Genomic DNA, 7,595 nt, shown 5'->3' on the forward strand with positions numbered 1-7,595 from the left:
ATGGCGGCGAACGACTCGATCTTTCTGGGCGCGCACGAAGCGCCCGGGCAGCACAGCGTGCAGCGCTGCGACGCGTGCGGGGCCGACTGGCACGAACTCGACGCCAGTCCCGCCTGTCCGCACTGCGGCGGCCTGCTTGCCATCATTCATCGGGCGCCGCTGGACAGCATGGGCGCGCCCGCCGCACCGGCGGCCTTGCAGCATGCCTTCGCGCAGCACTGCTGTGCGCGCCCGTCGGGACACCCCTCCGGGGTCTGGCGCTTCGAGCAGGTGGTCATGCCCGCGGCCGGTGCGGCCATCACCAGCCATCCCGAAGGCAATACGCCGCTGCTCTCCCGGGCGCGCGTGAGCGCCTGGGCCGGATGTGATGGCCTGCTGCTCAAGCACGAGGGGTACAATCCCACCGGCTCGTTCAAGGATCGCGGCATGACCGTGGGCACCACGCAGGCCGTGCGCACGGGGGCCACGGCCGTGGCGTGTGCCAGTACGGGCAACACGAGCGCCTCGCTGGCGAGCTACGCGGCCCAGGCCGGGATTCCCGGGTTGGTGTTCGTACCGGCCGGCAAGGTGGCTCTCGGCAAGATGGCGCAGACGCTCGCCTACGGCGCCACTACCCTGCTGGTGCGCGGGGACTTCGACGACTGCCTGCGTCTCGTGCAGGATGCGTCGCGCGAGTTGGGCATCTACCTCCTGAACTCCATCAATCCGTGGCGGGTGGAGGGGCAGAAGACCATCGTGCTGGAGTTGCTGCAGCAGATGGACTGGCACGTCCCCGACTTCCTTGTGCTCCCCGCCGGCAACCTTGGCAACACGGCGGCCTTCGGCAAGGCGCTGCGCGAAGCGCATGCGCTGGGACTCATCCACCGGATGCCGCGTCTGGTAAGCGTGCAGGCCGCCGGCGCGGCGCCCTTTGCCACGGCGTTTCGCGACAGCTTCCGGGAGCGCCTCCGCGTGCAGGCCGAGACCATCGCCACCGCCATTCGCATTGGCGATCCGGCCAGCTGGGATCGGGCCGTGCGGGCCATTCGCGATACCGATGGCCTCGTGCTCAGCGTGACCGACGAGGAGATCATCGACGCCAAGGTGCAGGTGGATGCGGCCGGCGTCGGGTGTGAACCGGCCAGTGCCGCCAGTGTGGCCGGCGTCCGACAGCTGGTCCGCAGCGGGGTGATCCGCTCGGGCGATCGCGTGGTGGCGGTGCTCACCGGACACGTCCTCAAGGATCCCGGCATGCTCGTGGAGCTGCATCAGCAGCGCGACGATTTCGCCCACGCCAACCGGCCCGTGGAGATCGAAGTCTCGGTGCGGGCCGTGGCCGATGTCCTCGCCCGTCGCACCCGGGAGGGGGCATGAACGCGGCCAGTCCGCGCCGCACGCTCGTGACCGGTGCCTCGCGGCCACTGGGCGTCGAGTTCGTGCGCCAGAGTCTCATTCGCGGCGATCGCGTATATGCCTGCTGCCGCAATCCCGCGCGCGTCCCCATTCTGGCCGACCTGCGTGCGGAGTTTGGCGGGCTGGAACTGCTGCCACTCGATCCGGCCGACGCGTCGAGCGTGGCCGATGTGGTGCCGGTGCTGGAGGGACTGACCGATTCGCTGGACCTCGTGGTCATCGGCCCGGCGGAACCCGGGCCGCACGAGACGCTCGCCAGCACCGAGCGCGATGAGCATCTGCAGACGCTCACCGGCAGCGGACTCACCGAGCATCTGCGCCGTCATGCCGTGGCGCCGCTGCTGCTGGTGCGCACGCTGCTGCCCTGGCTGGCGCGCGGCGACCGCGCGCGCGTGCTCGCCGTGAGCACCTGGCTGGGCTCCCTCGAGGGCAAGTCGCAAGGGGCCGACTACGCCACGTGCACCAGCGCGGCGGCGTTGCACATGTACATGCGCACACTCGCCCACGACCTGGCCGAGGAGCGCATCGCCGTGCTGATCGGCAACCCGGGCAACTACGCCACGACTCCCGATGGTCCGGCCTTCAAGGTGCCCATCAACGATGCCGCGCTCGGGCTGCTCATGCAGGTCGATCGCCTCCCGCTCGATCGGACGGGGGCGTTTCTCGACTGGACCGGGGCGGAACGGCGCTGGTAGCCCTCGCCGTGTCCCAATCGCGTGACGCCGTGCGGTGGCAGTGCCCATGAGCCGGCGCGGCAATCGCACACGCTGTCTGGCGTTGGCCTCGCTCGTGCTCGCGGGCGCCTGCGCACGCGCCGCTGCGCCGCCCTCCGGCGCCGCCTCACCGCAATCACTCCCGGCCAGCCCTGTCGCCGTGCGCACGGTGCCCGCTCCCGCTCCCTCGGCGGGGGCCGCGGGGGGCGGGGAACTGGCGGTGGTGCCGGTAAAGGTCACGTACGTGTTGCGGGCGCTCGTGCCATCGCTCGACTCGCTCTTTCCGGCGCGCGACTCACTCACCGCCGCGCGCTGCGCCAACGCCGGCGGGTTGGTGTGTCATCAGTACGTGTACCGGCGGGAGCCCCTGCGCGTCCGTGGCAATGGCAACCGGCTGCTCATCGACACCGATCTGGCGTTTCGCGCGCGCCTCGGCGTGATGGGCGGGGCGCGCGTGGCCAGCTGCGGGTACGCGCCGGAAGCGATGCGCCGCGCCACCCTGTCCATGAGTACGGCACTCTACTGGCGACGTGACTGGCGCATTGGCGCGCAGGACAGCCGGCTCGCGGCCACGCTGCAGGATCCGTGTCTGGTCACGGCGTTCGGTGTGGACGCGTCGAACACGCTGCAGGGAATCGTCGATCGACAGCTGAGTGTCTTTGCCGCTCAGGCTGACAGTACCATTCCGCTCGTGGCCGATTTCCGGCCGCTGGCAGACTCGCTCTGGCGCAGCTTTCTCGAGCCCACCGCGCTCGACACGGCATCCAGTCTCTGGCTGCAACTCGAGCCCGAAGCGGTGCGGGTCACCCCGTTCATGGGGGCGGACCTGAACATCACCACCACGTTGGTCCTGTACGCACGTCCGCGCGTGGTGGCCGGTGGCAAGCCCATGGTGCGCGCGCGTCCGCTCCCGCCTCTGGCACTCGGCACGGCGCCGGCGGAGTTCTCTGTTCCGGTGACCGTGGAATTGCCCTTCGCGGAGCTGGCGCGCCGGGCCACGGTCTTGCTCACCGAGGATACCCGCAACGAGAGTGTGCGGGTGGACAGTGTGTTCGTGCGCGGTCAGGGCGATACCGTGCTCGTGGACCTCGCGGTGTCGGGCGCGTTGCGCGGCCGTCTCGGACTCGTCTCGCGACCTCGATGGGATGCCGCCACGCGCGAGCTGCGTCTCGATGATCTGGACTGGACGCTGCAGAGCCGTGGAGCACTGTCGCGCGTGAAGGCCACCCTGGCCGCGCCGCTTGTGGCCTTTGCCGTACGGCGCGCCACCGGCGGTGGCCGGGTGCCCCTGGGGGCGCAGCTCGATTCGGCGCGTACGGAGTTGCTCACCAAACTGAATGGTACGCTCGCCCCGGGTGTGGTCATGGGCAGCAGTGTGCGCGACGTGCAGATCATGACCGTGAGTACCACGCCCACCGGCATTGTGGTGCGGGCGCGACTCACGGGGCAAAGTGGGGTATGGATTCAATGACCCCGCGCCCTCACCATCCCACCCCCGTTGCCGTGTCGTTCCGCGCGTCCTGTTCCTTCCTGCTGGCAGCCGCCCTCGCTGCCGCGCCACTCGCCCCGGCGCCACTCGCCGGGCAGCCCTTCCCGCCGCCCAGCGATTCCGTCACGTCTGCCATCATGCACCGCCTGTCCGTTCTGGCGGCCGACAGTATGGAGGGGCGCCGCACCGGTACGCCCGGCAGCGCCAGGGCGCGCGCGTACCTCGTGCAGCAGCTCACCGCCATCGGGGTGCGTCCCGTTGGGGCAAGCTTCGAACACCCCTTCCGCTTTCGCGCCCGTGGCGCCGCCGCGGCCGACAGCATGGCCGGCGTGAACCTCGTGGCCCGCATTCCCGGACGCTCCGGCTCGGGGCGCGCCCTGGTACTCAGCGCGCACTACGATCACCTCGGCGTGCGCAACGGGGAGATCTTCAACGGGGCCGACGACGACGCGAGTGGCTGTGTGGCGCTGCTCACGGTGGCGGAACGGCTCATGCGCACGCCCCCGCAGCATGACGTCGTGCTGGTGTTCTTCGATGCCGAGGAAATGGGGCTGCAGGGCGCCCGCGCCTTCGTGAGCGCACCGCCCATTCCGCTGGAGAGCATCGCGGCGAACATCAACCTCGACATGGTGGCGCGTCAGGATGCCGGTGCGCTCTGGGTCGCCGGTACCTCGCATTATCCGTTTCTCAAGCCGCTGGCCGAGGCGGCGGCGGCGGCCTCCAAGGTCACCGTACGTTTCGGGCACGACACCAGGGATCTCAAGCCGGGCGATGACTGGACGGGGTCGTCGGACCACGGCGCCTTCCACGCCAAGGGGATCCCCTTTCTGTATCTGGGGGTCGAGGATCACCCCGATTATCACAAGCCGGGCGACGATGTCGACAAGGTGGATCCGGCCTTCTATCGCCGCAGCGTGGAGTTTGCCGCCGCGCTCGTGCGCCAGCTCGACGGGGCGTTGGGAACGATCAGGCGCTGACGGGGGAGAGGGGCCTGCTGTGTGCCTCCCCAACTCTGCGCCTCCCCACCTCCGCGCCTCCCCACCTCCGCGCCTCCGGTTACCCCGCAACGACGAAGGGCCGCCCGTTCGAAAACGGGACGGCCCTTCATGATTTCCCTGCCGGCTCGAGGAGACCCTGAACCGGAAGAACCCGTGTTACCGGGCGCCGATCAGGAGATCCGCTGCCCAGGACGAGCCGGCAAAGGGACAGGAACTAGACAAATGATCACCTCCTCGAGTAAGTGTGGAACATCGGGCGTGAACTACCACCGATTTGCTGCGCCGCCCCTGCGAATCGGCACACCGGCTGGCTGCCGGGGACGAAATTTCGGGTCGGTTACGCGGCCGCTCCTCCGCGATGCCGAACATCCTACGACGGATCACACGGAAGGGCAATAGTGAAGCGGCCCCGATGTCACATTCCTGCCCTTTGTGATCTGTCGCACAAATGCTGATGGGCTGGGGAGTTGACCGGGGAACCTCAACCGTGTCGGGGAGGCATGGCGCTACGGCGGAGCAGGCGCCGCGTACCGGGCAGGGGTGTCGTCACGACGGCAAACGGGCGAAGATAGGAGGCCTCCCACTGTTCGGCTTCCTTCCCTACAGCCATGCCTACCGGACGCCAACTCCGCCCCTGGCGCAGCGCCGTCGCCCTCGCGCTCGCCCCTCAACTGCTCCTCCTCCCGGCCGCGCTGACGGCCCAGACCACTCCGCGCGGCGGCGCCGCGGCGACCACCACGCCCCTGCCCAAGGGGCCGCGCGCCATGATGCTCGGCGACTGGTACCGCGTGGTGAACGTCGGTGCGCCCGCCGTGTCCCCCGACGGTAAACGGATCGCCATGACGGTCACCAAGGCCGTCGAGAACGAGAACCGCCGTCACAGCGAAGTGTGGGTGGTGAACACCGCCGGCGGGGAGCCGCAGCGCTGGACCTCGCCCGGCACCGAAAGCAGCAACCCGCGCTGGAGCCCGGACGGCACGTACCTGTTCTTCACGTCGTCGCGCAGCGGCGGCACCGGCAACACGTGGGCCATCCGGCTCGACCAGCCCAGCGGGGAGGCCATTCAGGTGCCCAGCTACCCCACCAGCGGTACCATGCCGGCCAACGGCGCGTTCGCCGTGTTCGCCGAGGCGGCCACGCCGGCGCCGCAGGTGCCTGCCGGCGACCCATTCGCGCAGCAGCAGCCCATGGCGCGCCCGCCGTTCGATGCCATCACGCGCCCCGCCGTGCCGACGCGCTTCGACGGCCGCCACGTGGTGGACATGGCCTACAAGAACAACGCCACCGGCTTCGTGCCTGGCCGCCGTGTGGCGCGCACGTGGCGTCCGCAGCAGCTCTTCAAGCAGACCGTGGGCGACACCGCAAAGAAGCAGATCACGAATGTGGCGTATTCACACCGAAGCCCGGTGGTGAGCCCCGACGGCAAGTGGGTGGCGTTCGTGGCCGATGCGCGCCTGCGGCCGGACAGCGTGGTGGAGCTCGAGCGTGACTCGCTGGCCAGGCTGCCCTACGACAAGGTGCGTGACGAGGCCGAACGCAACGATGCCGACATCTACCTGCTGAGCGTGGACGGGGGGGCGCCGCGCAAGGTGGCCGACTGGATGGGGGCGGAGTCGGACCTGACGTGGTCTCCCGACGGCAAGCAGTTGGCCTTCATTGGCCGCCCCGGCCGCACGAAGAGTGCGCGCATCTTCGTCGTCGATGTGAACGGTGGCTCGCCGCGCAACCTGCTGGGCGACTGGCAGTTCGAGCCGAGTGGCATGGACTGGCTGCGCACGGGCATCCAGTTCACCGCCGACATCGGCGGGCGCTCGGCGGTCCTGCGCGCCGACCTCACCGGCAAGGGCGCGCCGAAGGAACTCGTGGGCGGTCGCCGGCAGATCCGCGGCACGAGCTACGATGCCGCCGGCAAGGTGCTCGCGTTCGTGGCAACGAGCATGACGAAGCCCACGGAGCTGTTCGTCGCCAATGCCGACGGCACGGGCGAGCGCAAGCTCACCGGCTTCAATGACGCCGTGAACGCCGACGTGGTGTGGAGCGACGCCGAGCGCTTCACCTACAAGAGCGTGGGCAACGTGGAGATCGAAGGCTGGCTCATGAAGCCCTACGGATACGAGGCAGGGAAGAAGTATCCCATGGTGATCTACATCCACGGCGGCCCGCACTCCGCCTACGGCGAAGGGTGGTTCGACGAGTTCCAGAACCTCGCCGCGCAGGGGATGTTCGTGCTGTTCACCAACCCGCGTGGTTCGAGCGGCTACGGCGCCGACTTCACGTACAGCACGCGCGGCCGTTGGGGCATGGAAGACTACGAGGACCTCATGAAGGCCGTGGACATCGTGGCCGCCCGGCCCGACGTGGACGCCACGAAGCTCGGCGCCACCGGGGGGTCGTACGGTGGGTTCATGACCACCTGGATGGCCACCAAGACCAATCGGTTCGCGGCCATCCAGACCGACCGCACGATCACTGACTGGACGTACTGGTACGGCTCCAGCGACGCGCAGGGGCTCACCGAGTTCGAATTCTACGGCAAGCCATGGGACAACCAGGCGCTGTACGACACGCTCTCGCCCATCCGCTACGTGCAGAAGGTGAAGACGCCCATGCTCATCGTGCAGAGCGAGGAGGACCACCGCACGCCCATGGGGAGCGCGGAGATGTGGTTCATGTCGCTCAAGAAGCAGGGCGTGCCAGTGGAACTGGTGCGGTATCCTCGCTCCAATCACGACCTGAGCCGCACGGGTGAACCGTGGCTGCTGGTGGACCGGCTGGGGCGACTCCGGCAGTGGTTCGGCTACTGGCTCCAGGGGCAGAAGCCGGGTACGTCGGCCAACTGATTCACCCGCAGACGGCAGACGGCAGGAACGACAGTCCGCAGACGGCAGGGATGTGGTCGAACAAAACGGGCGCCACTGCTTCGCAGGGCGCCCGATTTCCTTTGCGGTTGGGAGATCGGCGGCGGCGCGCAGCGCACGCCGCCGAGTGGTTCTTCCGCTTCCC

5 protein-coding genes are annotated in these 7,595 nt (G+C 69.1%); all 5 read left to right on the forward strand.

Features of this window, described 5'->3' with window-relative positions; all coding sequences use genetic code 11:
* The 5 genes from thrC (at position 1) to LW840_RS07065 (ending at position 7,432) form a co-directional block, all read left to right on the forward strand.
* Positions 1 to 1,353: a threonine synthase gene (gene thrC, locus LW840_RS07045; protein WP_291276701.1), complete on the forward strand. Its 1,353-nt coding sequence runs from the start codon at positions 1 to 3 to the stop codon at positions 1,351 to 1,353.
* A complete protein-coding gene (locus tag LW840_RS07050) occupies positions 1,350 to 2,087 on the forward strand; it encodes an SDR family NAD(P)-dependent oxidoreductase (RefSeq protein WP_291276702.1) in 738 nt (245 codons plus the stop codon). Before thrC ends, LW840_RS07050 begins: the two co-directional genes overlap by 4 nt.
* A gap of 46 nt (positions 2,088 to 2,133) precedes the next feature.
* Positions 2,134 to 3,576, forward strand: coding sequence for a DUF4403 family protein (locus tag LW840_RS07055; protein WP_291276703.1), 1,443 nt, complete (start codon positions 2,134 to 2,136; stop codon positions 3,574 to 3,576).
* Positions 3,573 to 4,571 carry a M20/M25/M40 family metallo-hydrolase gene (locus tag LW840_RS07060; RefSeq protein ID WP_291276704.1) on the forward strand — a complete coding sequence of 333 codons (999 nt, stop codon included), beginning with the start codon at positions 3,573 to 3,575 and terminating at the stop codon, positions 4,569 to 4,571. Before LW840_RS07055 ends, LW840_RS07060 begins: the two co-directional genes overlap by 4 nt.
* Positions 4,572 to 5,200: 629 nt before the next feature.
* Complete coding sequence (locus LW840_RS07065; protein WP_291276705.1) at positions 5,201 to 7,432, forward strand: S9 family peptidase; 2,232 nt, start codon at positions 5,201 to 5,203, stop codon at positions 7,430 to 7,432.
* Positions 7,433 to 7,595: the final 163 nt, after the last annotated feature.

The sequence above is a fragment of the Gemmatimonas sp. genome, from assembly GCF_021298855.1.
Taxonomy (GTDB): domain Bacteria; phylum Gemmatimonadota; class Gemmatimonadetes; order Gemmatimonadales; family Gemmatimonadaceae; genus Gemmatimonas.